16 protein-coding genes are annotated in these 21,704 nt (G+C 69.4%); 7 read left to right on the forward strand and 9 right to left on the reverse strand.

From position 1 onward, the window contains the following. Positions 1-195: 195 nt before the first annotated feature. The 4 genes from QM582_RS04330 to QM582_RS04345 all read left to right on the forward strand — a co-directional run bounded on the left by QM582_RS04330 (position 196) and on the right by QM582_RS04345 (position 6,647). Positions 196-2,640 carry a DNA gyrase/topoisomerase IV subunit A gene (locus QM582_RS04330; protein WP_415082069.1) on the forward strand — a complete coding sequence of 815 codons (2,445 nt, stop codon included), beginning with the start codon at positions 196-198 and terminating at the stop codon, positions 2,638-2,640. 328 nt (positions 2,641-2,968) lie between these two features. After that, positions 2,969-3,463, forward strand: a complete 495-nt coding sequence (locus tag QM582_RS04335) for a beta-class carbonic anhydrase (RefSeq protein ID WP_415082070.1) — start codon at positions 2,969-2,971, stop codon at positions 3,461-3,463. A 161-nt stretch (positions 3,464-3,624) separates the two neighbouring features. Then, entirely contained in the window at positions 3,625-5,790 is a 2,166-nt protein-coding gene (locus QM582_RS04340) for a RecQ family ATP-dependent DNA helicase (protein ID WP_415082072.1), read from the forward strand. A gap of 620 nt (positions 5,791-6,410) precedes the next feature. Continuing rightward, positions 6,411-6,647: a hypothetical protein gene (locus tag QM582_RS04345; protein WP_415082074.1), complete on the forward strand. Its 237-nt coding sequence runs from the start codon at positions 6,411-6,413 to the stop codon at positions 6,645-6,647. Between the two features lie 178 nt (positions 6,648-6,825). Here the strand turns inward: QM582_RS04345 and QM582_RS04350 are convergent, their stop codons facing one another. The 7 genes from QM582_RS04350 to QM582_RS04380 form a co-directional block, all read right to left on the reverse strand. Beyond that, on the reverse strand, positions 6,826-7,881 hold the full coding sequence (locus tag QM582_RS04350) for a hypothetical protein (RefSeq protein ID WP_415082075.1): 1,056 nt from the start codon (positions 7,879-7,881) through the stop codon (positions 6,826-6,828). Positions 7,882-7,973: 92 nt separating this feature from the next. Continuing rightward, positions 7,974-10,061 carry a DNA gyrase/topoisomerase IV subunit B gene (locus QM582_RS04355; protein WP_415082077.1) on the reverse strand — a complete coding sequence of 696 codons (2,088 nt, stop codon included), beginning with the start codon at positions 10,059-10,061 and terminating at the stop codon, positions 7,974-7,976. 251 nt (positions 10,062-10,312) lie between these two features. Further along, complete coding sequence (locus QM582_RS04360; RefSeq protein ID WP_415082079.1) at positions 10,313-11,881, reverse strand: pentapeptide repeat-containing protein; 1,569 nt, start codon at positions 11,879-11,881, stop codon at positions 10,313-10,315. Between the two features lie 101 nt (positions 11,882-11,982). Beyond that, complete coding sequence (locus QM582_RS04365; protein ID WP_415082080.1) at positions 11,983-13,809, reverse strand: TniQ family protein; 1,827 nt, start codon at positions 13,807-13,809, stop codon at positions 11,983-11,985. Next, complete coding sequence (locus QM582_RS04370; protein WP_415082082.1) at positions 13,778-14,842, reverse strand: ATP-binding protein; 1,065 nt, start codon at positions 14,840-14,842, stop codon at positions 13,778-13,780. Before QM582_RS04370 ends, QM582_RS04365 begins: the two co-directional genes overlap by 32 nt. After that, positions 14,839-16,866, reverse strand: a complete 2,028-nt coding sequence (locus QM582_RS04375; RefSeq protein WP_415082084.1) for a hypothetical protein — start codon at positions 16,864-16,866, stop codon at positions 14,839-14,841. Before QM582_RS04375 ends, QM582_RS04370 begins: the two co-directional genes overlap by 4 nt. Beyond that, the gene (locus QM582_RS04380; protein WP_415082086.1) at positions 16,863-17,585 is read right to left on the reverse strand and encodes a TnsA-like heteromeric transposase endonuclease subunit; all 723 of its coding nucleotides are present in this window, start codon (positions 17,583-17,585) and stop codon (positions 16,863-16,865) included. The genes QM582_RS04375 and QM582_RS04380 overlap by 4 nt, the downstream gene beginning before the upstream one ends. Before the next feature lie 187 nt (positions 17,586-17,772). Here QM582_RS04380 and QM582_RS04385 point away from each other — a divergent pair, with 187 nt between their 5' ends. Continuing rightward, positions 17,773-17,961 (forward strand): hypothetical protein, encoded by a 189-nt coding sequence (locus QM582_RS04385; RefSeq protein WP_415082088.1) that lies wholly within the window; start codon positions 17,773-17,775, stop codon positions 17,959-17,961. Positions 17,962-18,066: 105 nt separating this feature from the next. On the opposite strand, the gene QM582_RS04390 is transcribed toward QM582_RS04385, so the two are convergent. Continuing rightward, positions 18,067-18,771 (reverse strand): DUF6882 domain-containing protein, encoded by a 705-nt coding sequence (locus QM582_RS04390; protein WP_415082090.1) that lies wholly within the window; start codon positions 18,769-18,771, stop codon positions 18,067-18,069. 101 nt (positions 18,772-18,872) lie between these two features. On the opposite strand from QM582_RS04390, the gene QM582_RS04395 reads away from it, so the two are divergent. Beyond that, positions 18,873-19,385 carry an O-acetyl-ADP-ribose deacetylase gene (locus QM582_RS04395; protein ID WP_415082092.1) on the forward strand — a complete coding sequence of 171 codons (513 nt, stop codon included), beginning with the start codon at positions 18,873-18,875 and terminating at the stop codon, positions 19,383-19,385. A gap of 80 nt (positions 19,386-19,465) precedes the next feature. Further along, positions 19,466-20,110, forward strand: a complete 645-nt coding sequence (locus QM582_RS04400) for an HAD family hydrolase (protein WP_415082094.1) — start codon at positions 19,466-19,468, stop codon at positions 20,108-20,110. A gap of 90 nt (positions 20,111-20,200) precedes the next feature. Here QM582_RS04400 and QM582_RS04405 read toward each other — a convergent pair whose 3' ends face one another. Then, positions 20,201-21,535, reverse strand: a complete 1,335-nt coding sequence (locus QM582_RS04405) for an RNA polymerase sigma factor (RefSeq protein ID WP_415082096.1) — start codon at positions 21,533-21,535, stop codon at positions 20,201-20,203. Positions 21,536-21,704 lie beyond the last annotated feature (169 nt).

The raw sequence follows: 21,704 nt of genomic DNA on the forward strand, positions 1-21,704 counted from the left end.
CCACCGTCGCCTGCTGAGCCCCTCGCCCCGCTGGTAGGACGCCTCGGCCCGGTCGTCTCGGTCCGTCCGCGACGGGGTGGGGCTCGCCGAAACCCGGCGTCCGGAGCGTGTCAGGCGGACGCCCGGCTTGCCTGAGGGGCCACAATCGGCTGAGCGGAAGCTCTGGATCCTGACGTAACGGAAAGCGAGGCAGCGGTGGCGCGTCCCCCGGCCGACGACGACGTGGTCGAACGCATCGTCGACATCGACATCTCCGACGAGATGGAGACCAGCTACCTCGAATACGCCTATTCGGTGATCTACAGCCGGGCCCTGCCGGACGCCCGCGACGGCCTCAAGCCGGTGCAGCGCCGCATCCTCTACACGATGGACGACATGGGCATCCGCCCGGACCGTCCGCACGTGAAGTCGGCCCGGGTGGTCGGCCAGGTGATGGGTCTGCTGCACCCGCACGGCGACGCGGCGATCTACGACGCGCTGGTCCGGCTGGCGCAACCGTGGGCGCAGCGGCTGCCGGTGGTGGACGGGCACGGCAACTTCGGTTCGCTGGACGCCGGACCCGCCGCGATGCGTTACACCGAGTGCCGGATGGCGACCGCGGCGACGGCGATGACCGCCGGGCTCGCCGAGGACACCGTCGACTTCAAGCCCAACTACGACGGCAAGGAGACCGAGCCGGTCGTCCTGCCGGCCGCTTTCCCGAACCTGCTGGTGAACGGCACCACCGGCATCGCGGTGGGGATGGCGACCAACATCCCGCCGCACAACCTGATCGAATGCGTCCAGGCGCTGAAGCACCTGATCGCCCATCCGGGGGCCGACTCCGAAGAGCTGATGCGGTTCGTCCCCGGCCCCGACCTGCCCACCGGCGGCAAGATCGTCGGCCTGGACGGCGTCCGGGACGCCTACCTGACCGGACGCGGCAGTTTCCGGATCCGGGCCACCGCCCGGATCGAGCAGGTGCATCCGCGGCGCAAGGGCATCGTGGTCACCGAGCTGCCCTACATGGTCGGCCCGGAGCGGGTGATCGAGCAGATCAAGAACCTGGTGCAGTCCAAGAAGCTGACCGGGATCGCCGACCTGAAGGACCTCACCGACCTGGCCAACGGCACCCGGCTGGTGATCGAGATCAAGAACGGGTTCAACCCCGACGCGGTGTTGGAGCAGCTCTACAAGCAGACCCGGCTGGAGGATTCCTTCGGCATCAACGCGGTCGCGCTGGTCGAGGGGCAGCCGCGCACCCTGAGCCTGCGCGAGATGCTCACCGTCTACCTCGATCACCGGCTCGAGGTCACCCTGCGCCGGACGAAGTTCCGGCTGGGCAAGGCGTCCGACCGGCTGCATCTGGTCGAGGGCCTGCTGATCGCGATCCTCGACATCGACGACGTGATCGCGATCATCCGGGGCAGCGACGACGCGGGTGTCGCGAAGGCCAAACTGATCGAGGCGTTCGAGCTGTCCGAGGTGCAGGCCAGCTACATCCTGGACATGCAGTTGCGCCGGCTGACCAAATTCTCCCGGATCGAGCTGGAGTCCGAGCGGGACGAGCTGCAGAGGCGGATCGCCGACCTGCAGGCGATCATCGACGATCCGGCGCTGCTGCGGTCGCTGGTGTCGAACGAACTGGACGAGGTGGCCCGCACCCACGGGACACCGCGACGCACCGTGCTGCTGGCTTCCGGTGGCGGCTCGGTGGCCGCCGCGAAGGCCCAGGCGACGCCGTTGGAGATCGCCGACGATCCGTGCCGGGTGCTGCTGTCGTCGGCCGGACTGCTGGCCCGCACCGACAACGCCGAGCCGTTGGCGTCCGCCGGCGGCCGGGCGGTGCACGACGTGATCGTCAGCACCTGCGCGTCCACCGCCCGCGGCGAGTTCGGGCTGATCACCAGCCACGGCCGGGTGATCCGCGGCCAGACCATCGACCTGCCGTCGGTGCCGCCCACCGCGCAGGCGCCCAATCTGCAGGGCGGTTCGCCGGCGTCCGAGCTGTTCGCGTTGGAGGCCGACGAGCGGATCCTCGCCGTGACCAGCCTGAGCGAGGACACCTTCGGCTGGGCGCTGGGCACCGAGCGCGGCGTGGTGAAGAGGGTCAACCCGGACATTCTCGGCAAGGACTCCTGGGAGATCGTCCGGCTCGACGACGGCGACCGAGTGGTCGGCGCGGCCGAGTTGCGCGACGACACCGACGAGCTCGTCTTCGTCACCTCGGACGCCCAGCTGCTGCACTTCCCGGTGGCGGGGGTGCGTCCGCAGGGCCGCTCCGGCGGCGGCATGGCCGGGGTGAAACTGCCCGCCGGTGCCCGGGTGGTGTTCTTCGGGGTCAGCCCGGCGTCCGATGCGGTCGTGGTCTCGGTGGCCGGGTCGTCCACAGCGCTGCCCGGAACCGACGCCGGCAGTGTCAAGGTCACCCCGTTCGAGGAGTACCCGGGCAAGGGACGCGGCACCGGCGGCGTCCGCTGCCAGCGCTTCCTGAAGGGCGAGGACGTCCTGCAGCTGGCCTGGGTCGGCCCCTCCCCCGCCGTGGCGTCCGCCGCCAGCGGAGCACCCGTCGACCTGCCCGCGATCGACCCCCGCCGGGACGGCTCGGGCGTCTCCGTCGGCCAACCCATCGCCGCGGTCTCGACGCGCGCCCACCGCTGACCCCGGTACCCCGAGACCGTTCCGGTACGCGGGGGACGGTTCCTTTCGTCCCACTCCCCGCCGAACGCTCGCCTAACTATTTGCCGCTCGCCGAGTTCGGCGAGCGGCAAGTAGTTAGAGGTTCCGCAGGTAGGGCGGTCGAGTTGGACGTCGTTCCAGTGCGTGCCTGAGTGCCGCCGACGAGCGAAGTCGTGGCGGAGCCACGTCGAGTGAGGAGAAGGTGCTCAGGTGCGTGCTGGGGCGGCGGCCAACCGATCGTGCCTACCTGCGGAACCTCTTAGGCGAGCGTTCGGTAGGAGGGCCGGCGGGTGCCGTTATGGTGAGCGGCGTGACCGATGAGTTCGATGATCTGCTGAAGGCCAATCGTCGCTACGCGACCTCCGCTCCCCGCAACTTCGACGGCTACGCGCATGCCGGCGTCGCGGTGGTGACCTGTATGGATTCGCGACTCCAGCCGCTGGAGATGCTCGGGCTGATGCTCGGCGAGGCCAAGATCCTGCGCACCCCGGGTGGCCACGTCACCGAAGACGCCGTCAACGGCTGCATCCTCGGCGTCCATCTGCTGCGGGTCGAGCGCATCCTGGTCATCGCCCACACCCGGTGCGCGATGGCGGCCTGCGACGACGCCGAGATGCGACGCCGGGTCGCCGAGGCCAGCGGACGGGACGCCTCCGGTCTCAGCGTGGGCGCCACCACCGATCAGGAAGCCAAGCTGCGCGCCGACGTGACGCTGCTCAGGGAGCATCCGCTGATCGAGGGCACGGCACAGATCGGCGGCTTCCTCTATGACGTCGACACCGGCCTGCTCAGCCAGGTCTGCTGAGCGGATACCGCTCACCGGTTGAGCCTGTCGAAACTCGGAGGATCTCGACAAGCTCGATCACCGGTGGTTGAGCTTCTCGAAACCACGACCCCGACGCTGAAGAGCCGTCACCGGCGCTCTGCATGCACGAACTGTCGGTGGGCCGTGAGACGGTGGCAGACATGACCCCTTCCGCGACCGAGCCGGCGCCTCCGACGAGTGATCTGCGCGCGCGTGCGACCGCGATCCTGGCCGACCTCACCGGACGCCCCGGCGCCGCCTTTCACCCCGGCCAGTACGAGGCGATCGAGGCCCTGGTCGCCGACCGGCGTCGTGCCCTGGTGGTGCAGCGGACCGGTTGGGGCAAGTCGGCGGTGTACTTCATCGCCGCCCTGCTGCGCCGCCGCGAGGGCGCCGGTCCGGCACTGATCGTGTCGCCGCTGCTGGCCCTGATGCGCGACCAGGTGCAGGCCGCCGAGCGGGCCGGCGTCCGGGCCGCCGCGATCAACTCGGCCAACGTCACCGAATGGCGCGAGGTCGAGGGCCTGCTCGACGCCGATGCCGTCGACGTCCTGTTCGTCTCACCGGAACGCCTGGTGAACCCGCGGTTCCGGGCCGAACAGCTGCCTCGGCTGGTGTCCTCGCTCGGCCTGCTGGTGATCGACGAGGCGCACTGCATCAGCGACTGGGGTCACGACTTTCGGCCCGACTACCGCCGGATCCGCGACCTGATCGGTGAGCTCGGCGACGACGTCCCGGTGCTGGCCACGACCGCGACGGCGAACCAGCGAGTGGTCGACGATGTCGCCGAGCAGCTCGGCACCGGCGGCCGCGACGTGTTCACCCTGCGCGGCGCGCTGGCCCGCGACTCGCTGCGGCTCGGGGTGCTGGAGCTCGGCACCGCGCACCGCCGGCTGGCCTGGCTCGCCGAGCACCTGCCCAGCCTGCCGGGCAGCGGCATCGTCTACTGCCTGACGGTGTCGGCCGCCGAAGACGCGGCGGCCTTCCTCAGCCAGGCCGGGCACACTGTGCTGCCCTACACCGGGCGCACCGACGCCGCTGAGCGGCTGGCCGCCGAAGACGCGCTCAAGGCGAACCGGGTGAAGGCGCTGGTCGCCACCTCGGCGCTGGGCATGGGCTTCGACAAGCCCGACCTCGGGTTCGTGGTGCACATCGGCGCGCCCAGTTCGCCGGTCGCCTACTACCAGCAGGTCGGACGTGCCGGACGCGCCACCGACCGCGCCGACGTCCTGCTGTTGCCCGGGGTCGAAGACCGCGACATCTGGCATTGGTTCGCCACCAACGCGATGCCCACCCAGGCCCGCGCCGACACCGTGCTGGGCGCGCTCGCCGACGCCGATCGTCCGCTGTCGGTGCCCGCGCTGGAGGCCCGGGTCGACCTGCGCCGCGGACCCCTGGAGCTGCTGCTCAAGGTGCTGGCCGTCGACGGCGCGGTCGAGTACGTGGCCGGCGGCTGGATCGGCACCGGACGTCCGTGGCACTACGACGCCGAACGGTACGAACGCATCGCCGCCGCCCGGGTCGCAGAGCAGGACGCGATGCTCGCCTACCAGAAGCTGGACGACTGCCGGATGGCGTTCCTCACCCGCCAGCTGGACGACCCGCACGCCGCGCCCTGTGGTCGTTGCGACGCCTGCGCCGGACCCTGGTATCCCACCGACGTGACCGTGACGAGCACCCAGACGGCGTCCGAGGCGCTCGACCGGGTGGGGGTGCCGGTGCCGCCCCGGGCGCTGTGGCCGACCGGGCTCGATCGCCTCGGCATCCGCGCCGACGGCAAGGCCGTGTCCGGCAAGATTCCCGCCGCGGACCAGGCGTCCGAGGGGCGGGTGGTGGCCCGGCTGACCGACCTGGGCTGGGGCGGCCCGTTGCGCGAGCTGTTCGCCACCGACGCCGACGGCTGCCCGGTGGACGCCGAGGTGCCCGCCGAACTGGGCCGGGCGAGCCTGCGGGTGCTGGCGGCCTGGAACTGGGCCGAACGCCCGTCAGCGGTGGTCTGGGTGCCGAGCGTGGGACGTCCCCGACTGGTCGAGTCGCTGGCCACCGGCATCGCCTCCGCCGGACGCCTGCCGTTGCTCGGTCCGCTCGCGCTGAACCCGGACGCCGATCCTCGCGGCTCCAGCAACAGCGCCTACCGGGTACGGGACCTGTGGGAGCGCTTCGCCGTCCCCGACCAACTCGCCGCGCAACTGCGGGACCTGAACGGTCCGGTGCTCCTGGTGGACGACCTGGTCGACTCTCGCTGGACGATCACCGTGGCGTCCCGGCTGCTGCGCCGGGCCGGGGCGGACGCCGTACTGCCGTTCGCACTCTCCCTGGCCGGTTAGCCCGGCCTCGTCGAGTCGCTGCGTGAGCCGGTCCGGTCGCCGGGTGAGGTTATCCAGCCGCTGGTCGAGCCGGCCCAGTCGCTGGTTACGCTTCTCGAAACCCGTCCTCGAAGCGACCCGCACCGGCACCTACCTGGCCGTTCGAAACCCCAGGTCAACACGACATTTCTCGACCGGGCAGGCTTTCGGCAAGAACCCGCCGCTGGTTAGCACCTCATCAATTCCCTCTGCCAGGTTGCAATTCCCCGAGTTCGGGCATATCGTCGGATCAGCCTTACGACCGCGACCACAGAAGGGAGGCTGAGAGATGATGACAGGATTGAACCTGCAGATCGGCGGCACCGTCGCGCCGGCTTTTGGCCCCGTGGGCGGTTCATCGCCGCTAGTCAGCTAGCGATGCGGCAGCTTTCGCTCACGTCCTGCTGATGCTGGTCCGCGCACTCTAGACGATCACGCCACCTTGGGCAGCGTGCTGCCCGTCGGCGATCGTGCCTGCGCGACACCAACCAGCCACCGCGTCGCCCGCAATATATGAAAAAGCCACTTTTAGGCCCCACCGGGTCCGCGCCAATTCGCGGACACGTTATTGAAGTCTGCCTCGATTCAAGAATTCCAACGCCATGAACACACTATTGAACCCCGTCCACGAATACACCCGGCCGACGGAACTGCGACGCCTCAGCATTCTCGATCGGCTGGCACTGCACGGCGGCCTGGCCCTGATCCGCTGGGCCCAGCGCGATCGGCACGCCGCCTCGCCGGAGCACCCGGTGGACGCCGCGAAGCGTCCGCTCGACCTGCCGGCAGAACGCCGCGCCCTGGTCGAGGCTCGCCACCGGATCCACGCCCTCGGCTGACCCCTCCACCCCGTCGGCACCGACCCGACGCCCACGCCGCCAGGCCCCGCTCGCCCCGACCCACAAGGCCCTGCCTAATCAGTTCTGCCCTCCCGTCGACGGGAGGGCAGAACTGATTAGGCAGGGCCATACCGGGTATGTCAGCACCCGGACGCCGGACGCGAGAGCCCCAGGTGGGTCAGCCCAACCGGCCGGTCGCCTCGGCGAAGGTCCCGGCGGCCCGGGTCCAGACCGGCTCGCCGGTGAACAACCCGGGCAGGATCGGCAACAGGCCGGCGGAGAAGTCCTGACTGGCCTGCAACGGCAGCAGCGAGGGCAGATTGTCGATCACGATGGCGTCCAGCGGCACCGGGTCGTCCCAGATCCGCCGCACCGGCTCGGGCCAGGTGGTGTGCCGGTCGCTGACCGGCAACAGGTTGAGGTTCGAGGTGACGTCCGCGGTGACATCGGCCAGCACCCGCAGCCGGCGTCCGGGACGGTCCCGGTCGGCCTCGGTGAGGAACGGCCGCTGCGGCGTCGCGGCGTGGACGCAGTGCACCAGCAGGTCGTGCGCCACCAGCGCATCCGGATCCAGGTTGGCGGTGTGTTCCCGATCCCACCGCGACACCCCCATCCCGGCCAGCAGAAGGGCGTCGCTGGCGCCGCGGCCGGCCCGGCCGAAGGCGCCGGTCACCACCGCGGTGGCTCCGGACAGCTTCTCGGCCGCGTCCTCCAGCCTCCCGGCCAGTCCGTCCAGGGTCATCGGCTCCAGGGGGGCCGGCAGCGTGCCGCACAGCTGCAACGCACCCAGCGACCCGCCGACGAAGCCGGCCCAGTAGCCGAAGGCGACCACTCGGCGTCCGGCGTCGTCGACCAGGTACTCCAGGTCGAGCAGTTCTCCCCCGCCGGCCACGAACCGGCGCAACAGCTCCTCCGCGCCATGCTGTCCCTTGTAGGCGTGCCCGAAGTAGACGTGCCGGTGCCGCAGTTTCTCCGGCTCCTCCGGCAGTTCCTTGATGCCGACCACGACCACCTCGGGATCGGCCCGCACCCAGGAGCCGGGCGGGATGATCTCCAGGCCCTCCGCGGCGTACTGGGCGTCGTCGAAGACCCGCACCGGTGACGACTCCACCAGCACGGTAATGCCCGCGTCCCGCAGGGTGGCGGCGCCGGCGGGGGTGATCGGCGTGCGCCGCTCACTGGCCCGCTCTTCGGAGCGCAGCAGAATCGTCGGTGTCGAGTGGCTCGCTGTCATGGCCGCAGGCTATCGCCCACGCCCCGGTGGCCTCAGCGGCACGCGCCTGGGCATGGCCCAACCACGCCGCTCGCCGCTGGTGCGGCCAGCGCTCAGGCGTCGATCCGCTCGGCATCCAGCGCATACGCGCCGGCGACGATGAACTCCTTGCGCGGACCGACCTCGTTGCCCATCAGCTTCTCGAAGGTGGCCATCGCCTGTTCCAGCGACTCGCCCTCCTCCACGGTGATCCGGCGCAGCGTCCGGTGCCGCGGATCCATCGTGGTCTCCTTGAGCTGGTCGGCGTCCATCTCACCCAGACCCTTGTAGCGCTGCGGCTCCTTGAAGTTCACCCCCCGCTTGGTGAGCTCGGCGAGCTTCCGCTGGTACTCGGCCTCGTTGTAGGTGTAGATGTACCGGTCCTGCCCCTTGCGGGGGTTGCTCAACTCGAAGCGGTGCAGCGGCGGAACCGCCGTGTACACCCGCCCGGCTTCGATCATCGGCCGCATGTACTTGAAGAACAGCGTGGTCAGCAGGGTGCGGATGTGGGCCCCGTCGGAATCGGCGTCGGCCATGAAGATCACCTTGCCGTAGCGGGCCTGCTCGAGCTCGAAGGTGCGTCCCGAACCGGCCCCGACCACCTGGATGATCGAGGCGCACTCGGCGTTCTTCAGCATGTCGCCGACACTGGCCCGCTGCACGTTGAGGATCTTGCCGCGAATCGGCAGCAGCGCCTGGAACTCCGAGTTGCGGGCCAGCTTGGCGGTGCCCATCGCCGAGTCGCCCTCGACGATGAACAGCTCGGTGCGGTCGCCGTCGGTGCTGCGGCAGTCGGCCAGCTTGGACGGCAGCGTGCTCGATTCGAGCGCGTTCTTGCGGCGCTGGTTCTCCTTGTGGGCACGGGCGGCCACCCGGGTGCGGGACGCCGAGACCACCTTCTCCATCACCGCCCGGGCCTGCGGACGCTGCGCGGCGCGGTTCGAGGTGAGGAACTCGGTCAGTTCGGATTCGACGATGCGGGCCACCAGCCGGGTCACCGGCGGGGTGCCGAGCACCTCCTTGGTCTGGCCCTCGAACTGCGGCTCGGCCAGCCGGACGGTGACCACCGCGGTCAGCCCTTCCAGGATGTCGTCCTTGACCACCTCTTCGCCGGACTTCAGCAGCCGGGTGCCTTCCAGCGCCTTGCCGAAGGCGCGCACCAGGCCGCGCTCGAAGCCGCTGACGTGGGTGCCGCCCTTGGGGGTGGCGATGATGTTCACGAACGACTGGACGTGACTGTCGTAGCCGGTGCCCCAGCGCAGCGCGATGTCGACCTCCAGCGTCCGGTCGACGTCGGTCGGGGTCATCGCGCCGTCGTCGTCCAGCATCGGGACGGTCTCGGTGAACGAATCGCTGCCCTGCAACCGCAGGATGTCGCTGACCGGCGCATCGGTGGCCAGGAAGTCGCAGAACTCCGAGATGCCGCCGTCGTGCTTGAACACCTCGGTGGTCGGCTCGTCGCCGCGGGCGTCGGTGACGATCAGTTCCAGGCCGGGCACCAGGAAGCTGGTCTGCCGCGCCCGGGCCACCAGATGGGTCAGCGAAAGTTCGGCGTCGGGCAGGAAGATCTGCCGGTCGGGCCAGTACCGCACCCGGGTGCCGGTGCGGCCGCGCGCGGCGCGGCGCACTTTGGCGAGCTGGGCGCCGGGGGTGAACGGGGCGTCCGGACCGGGGCCGTCGAAGCTGCCCGGGACCCCGCGCCTGAACGACATCGCCCAGGTGCCGCCGTTGCGGTCGACCTCGACGTCGAGCCGGGACGCCAGCGCGTTCACCACCGAGGCACCGACGCCGTGCAGGCCGCCGGTGGCGTTGTAGGAGCCGGCGCCGAATTTGCCGCCGGCGTGCAGCTTGGTGAACACCACCTCGACCCCGGACAGCCCGGTGCGCGGCTCGATGTCGACCGGGATGCCGCGCGCCACGTCGTCGACCGCGATGCTGCCGTCGGCGCCCAGCTCGACCCGGATCGAGTCGCCGAACCCGGCCAGCGCCTCGTCGACCGCGTTGTCGATGATCTCCCACAGGCAGTGCATCAGGCCGCGGGTGTCGGTCGACCCGATGTACATGGCGGGCCGCTTGCGCACCGCCTCCAGACCCTCCAGGACGAGCAGGTGCCGGGCCTCATAGTCGCGCCCCTCGGCGGCGGGTTTGCCTTTGATCGTCACGCGACGAGGCTAACGGATGGCTCTGACAGCACGGTGGACCGGCGCGGCGCGGCCACCTTGCGGTCAGGGCTTGTAGGTTCTCGCGCGATCTGTCGTGGGTGACATGTTGTTGACTAGCGGAGCGACAGGTTGCTTGCGGGCGGCCGTTTCTCACTAGATTGTCAGTTCCCTCAGGCACCTGCCAGCAGTTGCCGATTGTCCCGCTCGGCTCAGGTTTTGTTCGCCGGTGGGTTGGATCGCCGATGGCGTCCTCATTCGACGCTTGCTGCTGGGGTGTCGTGCGTCGAGTCAGACTCTGGCCATCCATGGAACGGGTGTCCGTCGCGGGTGACGTGGCCGTCGCGGAACGTCGCCTCGTCGAACGAGACCCGGCCGCGGCTGAAGGTCGCCTCGTCGAAGGAAACCCGGCCGCCGCTGAACCTCGCGCGGTCGAACGAGACCTGGTCGTCGCTGAAGGTCGCCACGTCGAAGGACACCCGGCCGCCGCTGAAGGTCGCCTCGTCGAAGGAAACCCGGCCGCCGCTGAACCTCGCCTTGACGAACGACATCCAATCACCACCCAACGTCGCCCGGTCGAACGACACTTGGCCGCCGTCGAACCTCGCCCCGTCGAACCACACCTGATCGCCGCTGAACGTCGCCCCGTCGAATGAGACCCGGCTGCCGCTGAACCTCGCGCGGTCGAACGTCACCTGGTCGTCGCTGAACGTCACCTCGTCGAACGAGACCCGGCCGTCGCTGAACGTCACCTCGTCGAAGGACACCCGGCTGCCGCTGAACCCCGCCCGGTCGAACGACACCCGGCTGCCGCTGAACCCCGCCCCGTCGAACCACACATGGTCGCGGCTGAACGTCGCCTCTTCGAAGGAAACCCGGCCGCCGCCAAACGTCGCCTCGTCGAACCTCACTTGGTCGCCTTCGAACCACGCACTGTCAAACGACACCAGGTCGCCGCTGAACGTCGCCTCTTCGAAGGAAACCCGGTCGCCGCTGAACGTCGCCCCGTCGAAGGACACCAAGTCGCCGCTGAACGTCGCCCCGTCGAAGGACACCAAGTCGCCGCCAAACGTCACCTCGTCGAAGGACACCCGGTCGCTGAACGTCGCCCGGTTGAACGAGGCCCGGCCGTTGAAGGTTGCGCGGGAGAAGTCGCAGCCGTCGAAGGTGACGTTGGAGAAGTCGAAGTCGTTGTTGCACCAGTTGGTGGCTGAGCGGGGGTCGCGGAGGTGGTCGCGGATGGTGCGGATGATGGTGAGCCGGACTTCGCGGTCGTCGGGTCGGTAGCTGATGGTGTCGGTTTCCTGGCTGTCGTTGTCTTCGAGGGTTCTGGCTCGGGTGGTGGTGGAGAGGTTGCGGGCGTGCGCGTCGGGGTCGTAGGTGAGGCGTAGGTATCCGCAGAGGGCGTCGATGCATTGTTGGCGGCGGGCGTGGTGGCGGTCGGCGAGTGCGCTGAGGCCGTAGACGCCGGCGATGCGGACGGCTGGTGCGGCGTCACCGAGTTGGGCGGCGGCTGCGGCGAAGTCGTTGGCGAATTTGCTGTCTTCGGCGTCGCGTTGTTTGCGGTAGCTGACTACCAGCGCGACGGCGGCACCGGCGCCGGCCGCGACTGCCCCGGCGATGGTGAGGCGGTCCTTCCAGCCCAGTGGCTTCTCGTGCAGCAGCCACCAGTCACCGCCCTCGGGACGGCCGGTCGCCCACAGCACCGCGAACGCCGCCAGGAGCAGCACCCCGATGGTGAGGGCCGCCGCGGCCGGCAGCGGCAGGTCGCGTAGTGACCAGCGGCCACGCCGCCGCCCCGTCTTGGGGGTCTTGTCGGCCATGGCTTACCTCTTCGCTTCCCGACGGGTGGGTGCTTGGCTGCGAGGCAATCGTCCCATCACCTTGGGTCCTGGCGGCCGACAGCTGGCGGTGACGCGTCCGGTCAAGCCTGGTTTGTCGGCGCCGTGGGGCTGTGAGTCCCTCCCGCGTGGTGTCGTGATGGTGTTGGTGGTGTCCAGCGGAGCGGGCCGTCGACGTGGTGGTGGGTGCGTAGGTGGAGGTGGGCGCTGTGGAAAAGGTCGGCGTGCAGGAGCGGGTTGGTGCAGCGGTAGTCGGTGTAGGCGGGTGTGGCTGGGTCGAGCCAGAGTCGTTCGGGTGCATAGGCGATGGCGCCGCCGGTGAATCTCTCCCAGAACTGCCTTGTCAGGGTGAGTAGGTCGGTGTCGGTGGGGTGCCGCCGCCGGCCCGCTTGCACGGCGTCGACGAGCAGATCGATGTCGCGGCCGAGTGCCCGGCGCTGTTGGTAGTCGATGGGTGGCGGGTGGTGCTGGAGGTGGGTGATCAGGTTGTCGAGCGCGGTGTGGACGGCCGGCCAGGTGCCGTGGGCTCGCGCGTGGCGCAGGTAGGCACCGATCCGGCTGGACATGGTCGCGGGGAGGTGGAGGTGGCGGCAGATCGTCATCCATGGTTCGTGGTTGCCGATCTTGGCCAGCACCATGGCGAGCAGCGCGTCGCGCAGGGTTGGGGCGGTGCAGCCGAGCTGTTGGCCGGGCACCCACAGCGGCCAGATGGTTTGCGGGATCCAGGCCGGGGTGGGCTCGGGAAGGCTGGGTTCGTGCTCGGGCAGCCGGAGCCGGCGGGCCTGCGTCGGGTCCTGCAGCTGGCTGGTCGGGTAGCGGGGTGCGTGCTGGGCGGTGCGGAACATCAGCTGGTCGATTGGGGGTAGGTGATCGCGGATGCCGGCGAGCTGGATGGCGGCCAGCAGCGGACTGTAGCGGTGGTTCGTGAAGCGCCAGTTCGGCCGGATGGGGGCGTGGGCGCCGTCGTAGGTCAGCATCGTGGCGTGTTGGGCTGCTGAGGACAGATCGGTGGCGGTCAGCACCGGGCCTGCTTCGGCGAGCGCGGCGCCGGTCTCGGCGGGGTCGCTGGCGGCATCGAGGATGTCGAAGCCGGGGGTGCCTGCGTCGAGAAGCTCGGCGAGGGCTTGGAACGCGATCTGGCGGGTCACGGTGAGACCGGCGACGGTGACCGGGGTGGTCGACGGGGCTGCCGCCCAGTCGTGCAGGAGTTGCTGGGTGGTGACCGCGGCTGCCGGTGCGGCACGGGTGGGGGCGGTGGTCAGGTCGGTGTTGCACCAGTCCCGCAGTCGCCTTCGGCCTGCCGGGTCGGTGGCGGGTAGCTGGGAGGGGCAGCGATGCAGCTCGATGACCCGCCCGATCCAGCCGAATCTGGCGTGTGGTGGTTGGCCGCAGGCCGGACAGGCGTTGACCAGGTAGGTGTGGTGGATCGGGCAGATCCACGACAGGGGTGATTGCCAGTGGTCTGGCCACCACGGATCGGGGTCGGTGAGGCAGTGGGGGCAGTAGCGGAACTGTGGCTGGACGGGTTTCGTGTGACCGAACGCGGCGGCGTAGCTGCTTGTCGCTGTCGCCAGCGGCTGGACGTTGACCAGCAGTTTGATCTGTTCCGGGGTCAGGCCGAGCCGGGCAGCCATGCCGGGCAGGTTGCGGAGTCGGGTGGCGACGCCGCGGCTGCTGCTGATGCGACGTTTCGCGCCGGCGTGGCGCAGCAGGTCACGCACGGGCACGTCGTAGCGGACGGCGAGCCGCCGGATCCATGACAGCACCGCTTCCCCGTGGTGGGGCGGCAGGTGGATGGGGACCGTGTCGATGTCGTAGCCGGCGGGGATGAGACGCAGCGCGGGCGGCCGCCGCGCCGGCTGGGCGCGGTGGGGTGGTTCAGCTGATTGCTGCGGCGGTGTGGGCGGCATTGTCGACGGTGGAGGCGGTCAGGAGTTCCGCGGTGAGGGTTTCGACACCGGTGGCGATCGCGAGGTAGCAGGCTCGGTCGATCAGGTTGGTGAGGGACGCGATGTGGCCCTGGGTGCGGCGGTGTAGCACCTTCGCATGGTCGGTCAGCATTCCCGGCCTGGCGTCGGCGAGCTTGATGTGGGCCTCCATCGCCCGCAACAGATGCGTCCAGGCCTGCGCTCCGGGGCTGGTGCGGATGTCGAACGGGGCGACCTCGCAGCGGGTGGCGCGGCGGGAGGTTTGGGCATAGACGGCGTCGGGGCCGAGGATGCCTTCGTCGAAGAACCGTTTCTCCTTCAGCCGGACACCGACATAGATGAACGTGGCCGGCATTTCGTTGGCCAGTCCCTTGAGGTGGTTCGACACCTCTTGCCCGTTGCGGTGCCGGAAATCGATGAAGTGCAAGTCGTCGATCACGATCAGCTGGGTTTCGCAGGAGGCGACGCAGTCGACCGCGAGCGCGCCGAGCCGTGCCGAGGAGGCCCGGTCGGCGGCCGGGTGGCCGTAGAAGGCGAGGATCTTCTGGTTCAGCCCCTTCAAGGTCATCCCGGCCGACAGCGGCACGAACGCCACCGGCAGCCGCTGATGCCCCGACGTGGTGCGGGCAGGGTTGCGGCGCATGATCCGGCGGTGGAAGTCGCGGGCGTAGCGGGTCGCGATCGTGGTCTTGCCCAACCCTGGCGCGGCATCGACAACGACCGAGCCACGCAGCCGGTCGGCGTCGCGCCGGTTCGACGCCATCACCTGATCGATCACCCCGAACGCGGCGCTGAGTTGGTGGGTCTTCACGGTCGGCAGGTTCGCGTTCCAGACCAGCCGGGCCTCGTTGTAGTCCTCCAGGCTGTCCTGGTCGAGCCGGCCCATCTGCTGCCGGGTCAACACCTCCAGATCCTGGCGCGGCGCGGCATTGACGAACGCGTCCCAGCCGCCCTTGTAGGAAAGCTGGAACCGGCCAGGGCCGTTGTCCTGCAACCAGCGTGCCCACGGGTTCATTCGTCGAACACCTCCAACCCGTCCGCGTCGGGATGGGCGGCGTAGTAGGCGGCGAACACGTCCTCGTCGTCACTTCGCAGTCCTTGCTCGCGATCCTGCCGGCGTTGCAGCAGATCGATCACCCCAGGCACCGATACCCGGTCCCGTTCCTCCACCACGACACTGTCCGACCCGGCGTGGTGGGCGCGTTGGGTGGCGAGCCGGATCGCGATGTTGCGGTCCCGGCGCGAGGTCACTGCACCAGCGGCCCAGTCTGCGAGCAGGTCAGCGACGGCCTGCTGCGGGTCGACATGGCGGCCGGTGCGGGTCGCGATCGTGCGGGTGTAGCGGGCGGCGTCGGCCGAGAACGGGGCATCAATGCCTGGTGCGTGTTCCCACTCCAGCTCGTGCCAGGTTCGGGTGGCGGGGTCCCGGAACCGGACGGTGCGGACATCGTCACGGTCGACCATCACCGGCCACTTCCCCGGATGCGCCCCGCCATAGGGTGAGCGGACACCGCGGTAGTCGTTCAACCCGGGCCCGTCGTAGCGGCGGCCGTCGATCTCGACGCCGTAGTGCTGGATGGTGCGCCACTCCACCTCCAGGAAGTCATAGATCAGGTCCTGCCGGGTCGGTAACCGGATCCGGCCCGCGGCCGCGACGCCACGGGCGAACATCTCCGCCGGCGACAACCTCAGCCGCGGCTCCAAAGGATCGACCAGCCCGTCGTGCGGGCTGTGGTGATAGACCCGGCCGACCCATTCCCGGATCAGCTGCTCCAACTCGCCGACGTAGTAGAACGCGTCGGACTCGACGTCCTTGCCGCGCGACCACACGTCCGGGCCCTTGTAGCCGGGCAGCTGCTCCAACAGCGACTGCCGCAACGTCCGGAAGAACCGCTCCAACGCCGGCTTGTCGGTCGGCTTGTCCGGGATAGCCGGCTGGATCGAGATCCCCAACCGTTCACACACCGACCGGGTGTGCTCGGACAGGTAGATCTTGCCGTGATCGACCACGATCGTGTCCGGCAACACCCCACCCGGATCGGCCAGCACGATGCCGTCCGGCAACCCCCCGTAGGGGCCCTGCGGCGCCCCGTGCTGCCAGCCCCACGTTTGCGGGGTCACGGTCTGGAACAACACCGACGCCACGTCCGGGCTCTGCGCCGCGACCGGCCGCAGCCGTAACCCGGTGATGCAGCGATCGAACAAGTCCATCGCCACCGTCAACTCGGTGTTCACCCAGCGCAGCGTGACCGGCTCCATCGCGAACACGTCCAGCCGGTAGGAGTCCATCAGCACGTACTGGCCCGGCCGGTCCGCCCGCAGCCGACCCAACACACCGGTCGGCCGCTTCGCGACCGACCGGCGCTGCTTCGCCGGACCGAACGTGTAACGACCCTTATCCAACTCGTCGAGGCGGCGGTATGCCACTGCGGCTGATGGCACCCTCCCGTCGGGTGCAGCTGCTCGGAACGCCTCGTTCGCGCGACGGATCACCGCCTGCTTGGTCGGATTGCTGGCCTTGCCGTAGGAGGCGAGCACCTCCAAGCAGGCGCTGTCCCAGCGTGGGTCGACAGCGCGTCGAACGTCTTGCCGCAACCTGGCATCAATCAGCCCCGCTGGGCCGAGCTCGCTGAGCCGGGCAACCTGCCGTTCCAGTGTGCGGCGGCTCACATCAAGCGATGCGGCAAGGTCCTCATAGCGTTGCCCAAGGCTCCGCTCATCCTCGGTGCTGGGCTCCAGGAGTCGACGTAGCACCGTCAGCTTGGCCTCCAGCGAGTTGCGCTGTCGAGTCGACAGGGCAGCCAGCAGGACGGCTGGGATCGTCCACATGTCAGTGTGCTGGTCAGCGGTGGCGTCGGGGTCCTCCGCCGCGCCGGTGGCTTCGTGCAAACTGGCCAGCAGCGTCGTGATGCTGACGGCGCGGATTGTTCCCCCATCGGTAAGGCGGACCACTCCGTTCGTGAGCTCGGAGACCTCCCAGCCCTGCCCGTCGAACCAGACTCGGTCACCTACCCGCACCTCGACGCTACCGGCGGTCATGCGACGTCCTTCAGTACCGACGAACCCGTCAATGGGCGCGTGAGATCGACCGACCAGCGACGGGTCCACAACAGCGTCAACGACGCTGGGCGGCCTTGTTCGACCTCGACGCCGGCCGCCGCTTCGACCTGGGCGATCGTCATGCCCGCCCGTGCTGCGTCGGCAACCCTGCCGACGACGTCCTCGGCGACCAGGACCTGGCGCCGAACTGTGGCCATGAATCGGACGTTCCGTAGCAGCACCGGGTCCGCACCCGACCAGACCTCGTAGCGCCACCCTCTCGCTGCGCAGAGCCTCCGGGTCCAGCCCATGACTGCGGCCACCCGGGCATCGTTGACCAGTTCGGCCGGCTTCACGTCGACCACCACGAACCCGGTCGTAGTCTGCAACAGGAAGTCGGGGACATGCCGCCGCACCTGCGAGCCATCGCGGCCCGAGACCCAGAACGGCTGACTCGACACCCACGACACCGCCGGATCAAAATCGGCAAGCCATAGCCGGTCTCGCTCGAGGAGACTCTCGTACCCCACCAAGGAGCACGTCGTAGACAGCCACAGCCACCCCGGATAGTTGCGCTGACCGCGGTACGTCGGGAACGCCCGCACCGGCAGCCCCCGCACCACCTCAGCAAGATCAGCCTCACCGAGGCGTGTCACCACCCAGTCACCCGCCACCGCGCGGTAACGGAACTCCGTGTCCTGCAGGGCCGCACTACCCATACGCAGGAGCCTCGCAGCCCGACAAGTTAATGAGAGACCGACACGCCGCCGACAAGATAATGAGAAACCGACACGTTGGGCGAGAACCTACAGGGCTGGTGTGCGGGAGTAGTCTCTCCGCACGGAACAAACCGACTGGGTCAAGAGTTGATACTGATAGACTCAACCGGCGAGAGAAGGGACGCGGATGAGCATGACAGCGGTTGAGGAGCTGACCGCAGCGGATCGCTGCGATCGTTGCGGGGCGCAGGCCTACCTCAGGGTGACCCTGCCCGCCGGCGAACTGCTCTTCTGTGCACACCATGGCAAGGCCCACGCCGATCGGCTGAAGCAGGTGGCACTGACCATTCAGGACGAGACGGACAAACTGAACTGACCAATCGACAACCTCGAACGCCCCGGACCAGGTCCAGGGCGTTCGACGTTTCCTGACCAGGTCGAGGTCTTCCCCCTACCCGGACGCCGTCGGCGACCGCGGCGGCTACCCGGCGGGGTTCGGGCTCAACGTTCCGCTGATCGTGGTGATCCGGCCCTGCTCGTCGAACAGCACGCTGAGCACGTCGGGGCCGATGTGCACCTTCAACTGACGCTGGTCGCCGGTGACCCGGAGGTTGTGCACCGCCGCGTAGGTGAGCACCTGGCCGCGCGGGCTGGACGGCTGCAGGTCGACCGCCGCCATGATCCGCCGCGGGAACGTGACGCCCTGGGCGACCGGACGCGGCACGGCCGGATCGACGATGCCGAAGTAGGCGATGCCGGCCCCGTAGTCGGCGGAGTAGAAGGCGGTGGCCCCCACCAGCGGGGCGGCCACCAGAGCGACACTGGCCCCGGCGCCCAGCCCGGCGTCCAGGACGCCCTCCAGGCTGAACTGCGGCTCGGCCAGTTCCCACAGCCCCCACTGCTGAGCCATCTCGGCGGCCCGCCGCACCGGCGCGATCGCCGGGATCACGGACGAGAAGCCCTGGTTGGCCCAGGACCACAGCCAGGTTCCGCTGCCCTTGGACACGGTGCCCAGCAGCAGCACCCGCAGCGGACGCCCGGCGATGGTCACGATGCCCTGCTCGATGTCGGCCTGGTACGGGCCGTTCAGGTCCACCGCCTGGGCGAGGGCCTCCTGGGCCTCCATGGCGACCGGCAGGTGCGCCACCACTGCCTCGTTGAAGCGCGCATGATTGTGATCGGGCATGGCCGCCAGAATAGTGCGCCGCGGAAGCGCTCCGACGCGCCGGACGGGCCCGTCCGGGAGCGGTCTGGGCAAACCCGCCCCCGAGTGCCAGGGTGGAAACCGTGACCAGCATCGAAGCCGTCCGGGGCGACCTCACCGCCGAAACCACCGACGCCATCGTCAACGCCGCCAACTCCTCGCTGCTCGGCGGCGGCGGGGTGGACGGCGCCATCCATGCGGCGGCCGGGCCGCGGTTGCTGGAGGCCTGCCGGCGGGTCCGCCGGACCAGCTGGCCGGACGGGTTGCCGATCGGCGAGGCGGTGGCCACGGACGCCTTCGACCTGCCCTGCCGATGGGTGATCCATACCGTCGGTCCGAACGCCCACCGTGGGCAGACCGACCCGGCGCTGCTGGCGTCCTGCTTCACCCGCAGCCTGGACATCGCCGCCGAACTGGGCGCCACCAGCATCGCCTTCCCCGCGGTCAGCGCCGGCGCCTACGGCTGGGACCCCGCCGACGTGGCACGGATCGCGGTCCAGGCGGTCCGGGAGCACCCCAAGCCGGGCATCGAACTGGTCCGCTTCGTGCTGTTCGGCGACCGGCTGCTGGACGCCTTCCGGCACGCTCTGACCTGACCCGCGCCCACTGCGGGTGGCGGAGCGATCCCCAGCCCGCAGCGGAGGACCGCGGCGGCGTCCCGGGTAGGGTGACCGCCGTGGTGACGCATGTGGTCTGGGACTGGAACGGCACGCTCTTGGACGATCTGCCCTGCGTCCTCGACGTCACCAACCAGCTGCTCACCGAGTTCGGCCTGCCGGTGCTGACCGACCTGCCCAGCTATCAGGCGATCTTCCGGTTCCCGATCGCCGAATACTACGCCGACCTCGGCTTCGACACCTCCCCCGGCGGCAACTTCGAGGCGGCATCGCATCGCTACATCGAGCTGTACCGCAGCGCGGCCCACGGCTGCGTCCTGCACGACGGCGCCGTGGAGACCCTCGCGGCGCTGCGGCGAACCGGCCTCGGGCAAGTGGTGATCTCGGCGTCCGAACAGCAGAACCTGGCCGCGCAGCTGGCTCCGTTCGCGCTGGACGCCTGGATCGAGCAGGCGTTGGGGCTGAGCGACATCTACGCCGCCTCCAAGCAGACCCTGGCTCAGGGCTGGCTGGAGTCCAACCGGCTGGAACCCGCACAGGTGGTCTTCGTCGGCGACTCCGCGCACGACTTCGAGATCGCGCAGGCGTTGGGGGCGCGCTGTGTGCTGTTCAGTGGCGGCCACCACGCCCGGGCGCACCTGGAGACCCTGGGCGCGCCGGTGGTGGACGATCTCCGCGCGATTCCCGCGCTGATCGCCGACTGAGGCCTGTCCGTCCCGGGAACCCATCCCGCTCGGACGCGAAAGCGCCCGGCGTCCCTCAGGTCGAGGGACGCCGGGCGCTTCGATGCTCGGTCAGTCCAGGTAGTCGCGGAGCACCTGCGAGCGGGACGGGTGCCGCAGCTTGCTCATCGTCTTGGACTCGATCTGCCGGATCCGCTCCCGGGTGACGCCGTAGACCTTGCCGATCTCGTCCAGGGTCTTGGGCTGGCCGTCAGTCAGCCCGAAGCGCATCGAGACGACGCCGGCCTCGCGCTCGGACAGGGTGTCGAGCACGTCGTGCAGCTGTTCCTGCAGCAGGGTGAAATTGACCGCCTCGGCCGGGACGACCGCCTCGGAGTCCTCGATCAGGTCACCGAACTCGGAGTCGCCGTCCTCGCCCAGCGGGGTGTGCAGCGAGATCGGCTCACGTCCGTACTTCTGCACCTCGACGACCTTCTCCGGGGTCATGTCGAGTTCCTTGGCCAGCTCTTCCGGAGTGGGTTCGCGACCCAGATCCTGCAGCATCTGGCGCTGCACGCGGGCCAGCTTGTTGATCACCTCGACCATGTGCACCGGGATCCGGATGGTCCGGGCCTGGTCGGCCATGGCGCGGGTGATCGCCTGCTTGATCCACCAGGTGGCGTAGGTGGAGAACTTGTAACCCTTGGTGTAATCGAACTTCTCGACCGCACGGATCAGGCCCAGGTTGCCTTCCTGGATCAGGTCGAGGAAGAGCATGCCGCGGCCGGTGTAGCGCTTGGCCAGCGACACCACCAGGCGCAGGTTCGCCTCCAGCAGGTGGTTCTTGGCGCGACGGCCGTCGGTGGAGATCCACTCGTAGTCGTCGACGTCGGCGGCCGGGATCGACCGTCCGCTGTTCAGCGACTCCTCGGCGAACAGGCCGGCCTCGATCCGCTTGGCGAGGGTGACCTCCTGCTCGGCGTTCAGCAGCGCGACCTTGCCGATCTGCTTGAGGTAGTCCTTGACCGGATCGGCGGTGGCGCCGGCGACCAGCACCTGCTGCTCGGGCTCATCGGCGTCATCGGCATCGGAGACGATGAAGCCCTCGTCCTCGGTGAGCTCCTTCTCGGTGACGGCCTCTTTGGCCTCCTCGAAGGTGGAGTCGTCGACGTCGTCGAGCGAACGGCGCTTGCCACCGACGGTCAGCACGACATCATCTCCCTCCCGGGTGAATTTGACGTCGATCGCCTCGGGTGCGACGAGCACCTCTTCGACGGTGGGCAGATCCTCGCCGTCGCCGGCGATCTGATCGGTGGTGGGCTCGTCCGGGGACGGGACCACCTTGGGCTTGCGGACCCGACCGGACGCCTGGCCCTTCGCTGCGGTCGAAGCACGACGTCGGCGAGGAGCCGCCGCCTCGACTGGTACGGTTTCGGACCTGGCTGCGGCAGTGGAGCGTGGTGACACAAGTAGCCTCTCGGATTCTTGGTTTTGGGCGCACAACAACCGGGGGTTGTCAATGGCCAGCGCCTGAGCCATTCTGGCACGCGGAGCCCGACAATCCAAAACGGACCTGCCGCGACGGCCCGTCCCGGGCACCGCGCAGCGTGCGAGACCTCGGCGGGCACGGCACTAG

It is taken from the genome of Micropruina sp., assembly GCF_047607385.1.
Taxonomy (GTDB): Bacteria; Actinomycetota; Actinomycetes; order Propionibacteriales; family Propionibacteriaceae; genus Micropruina.

What these genes read in the sequence shown, in the direction of transcription:
- QM582_RS04345 (WP_415082074.1), top strand. Translation starts at nt 6,411, where the DNA reads ATGAACACACTATTGAACCCCGTCCACGAATACACCCGGCCGACGGAA.
- QM582_RS04340 (WP_415082072.1), top strand. Translation starts at nt 3,625, where the DNA reads ATGACCCCTTCCGCGACCGAGCCGGCGCCTCCGACGAGTGATCTGCGC.
- QM582_RS04370 (WP_415082082.1), bottom strand. Translation starts at nt 14,842, where the DNA reads ATGAACCCGTGGGCACGCTGGTTGCAGGACAACGGCCCTGGCCGGTTC.
- QM582_RS04385 (WP_415082088.1), top strand. Translation starts at nt 17,773, where the DNA reads ATGAGCATGACAGCGGTTGAGGAGCTGACCGCAGCGGATCGCTGCGAT.
- QM582_RS04350 (WP_415082075.1), bottom strand. Translation starts at nt 7,881, where the DNA reads ATGACAGCGAGCCACTCGACACCGACGATTCTGCTGCGCTCCGAAGAG.
- QM582_RS04360 (WP_415082079.1), bottom strand. Translation starts at nt 11,881, where the DNA reads ATGGCCGACAAGACCCCCAAGACGGGGCGGCGGCGTGGCCGCTGGTCA.
- QM582_RS04390 (WP_415082090.1), bottom strand. Translation starts at nt 18,771, where the DNA reads ATGCCCGATCACAATCATGCGCGCTTCAACGAGGCAGTGGTGGCGCAC.
- QM582_RS04380 (WP_415082086.1), bottom strand. Translation starts at nt 17,585, where the DNA reads ATGGGTAGTGCGGCCCTGCAGGACACGGAGTTCCGTTACCGCGCGGTG.
- QM582_RS04375 (WP_415082084.1), bottom strand. Translation starts at nt 16,866, where the DNA reads ATGACCGCCGGTAGCGTCGAGGTGCGGGTAGGTGACCGAGTCTGGTTC.
- QM582_RS04365 (WP_415082080.1), bottom strand. Translation starts at nt 13,809, where the DNA reads ATGCCGCCCACACCGCCGCAGCAATCAGCTGAACCACCCCACCGCGCC.